Annotated in this window: 2 protein-coding genes; both read left to right on the top strand. The window is 65.1% G+C overall.

What is annotated here, in order from left to right:
- Positions 1 to 365 (top strand): DUF2244 domain-containing protein (locus tag G7A99_RS22675; protein WP_163144279.1); only part of this gene is annotated, 365 nt, incomplete at its 5' end.
- 40 nt (positions 366 to 405) lie between these two features.
- The coding region (locus tag G7A99_RS22670) for a cytochrome c oxidase subunit II transmembrane domain-containing protein (RefSeq protein WP_305792362.1) at positions 406 to 746 on the top strand (341 nt) is incomplete at its 3' end.

Raw genomic sequence — 746 nt, 5'->3', positions numbered from 1 at the left:
TAACGTGGTACGGGCTCTGGCCGGTGCTGCCGTTCGCGGGTCTGGAGCTGTCACTGCTTGGCTGGGCTCTGTACGTCTCGGCACGGCGGGCGCTGGACACCGAGGTGATCACGGTGTCCGATGACTGGGTGTGCATAGAGAAGGGGCGCGGCCGGCCTCAGAGGTGGTGGCGGTTCGAGCGCTACTTCAGCGAGGTACGTGTGCCGGCGCCGGATGCGCCGGGGCCGCGGCTGATGATCCGTTGCCGCGATGAGTGCGTCGAGCTGGGGGATTTCCTGGCGGCCGGCGAACGCCGGCAACTGGCCCGGGAGCTGTACCGCTGCATCGGGCCGGTGGCTGCCGGCGGAATGCGCCCGGCCGCCTGAGCGCGATAGCGGTCTCAATCGATTCGGGAGACTTCGAGGGATGATTCGAAAAAAGCTTAACGCCGTCATCGGCTGTGTTCTGGCGATGGGGCTCCTGGCCCTGGCGCCCCCGGTGCTGGCCGACTGGGCGTTGAACATGACGGAGGGGGTGACGCAGACCAGCCACGACGTGTATGGCCTGCACATGACCATCTTCTGGATCACGGTGATCATCGGCATCGTGGTCTTTGGCGCGATCTTCTACTCCATCTTTGCGCACCGGAAGTCCCGGGGTGTGAAGCCGGCGAAGTTCCATCACAACACCGCGGTGGAGATCGTCTGGACGGTGATACCGCTGCTGATCCTCGTCGGCATGGCCATCCCTGCCACCGGTGTACTCAT

The sequence above is a fragment of the Arhodomonas sp. KWT genome (genome assembly GCF_010993615.1).
This window is presented reverse-complemented; position numbering and strand designations above follow the sequence as displayed.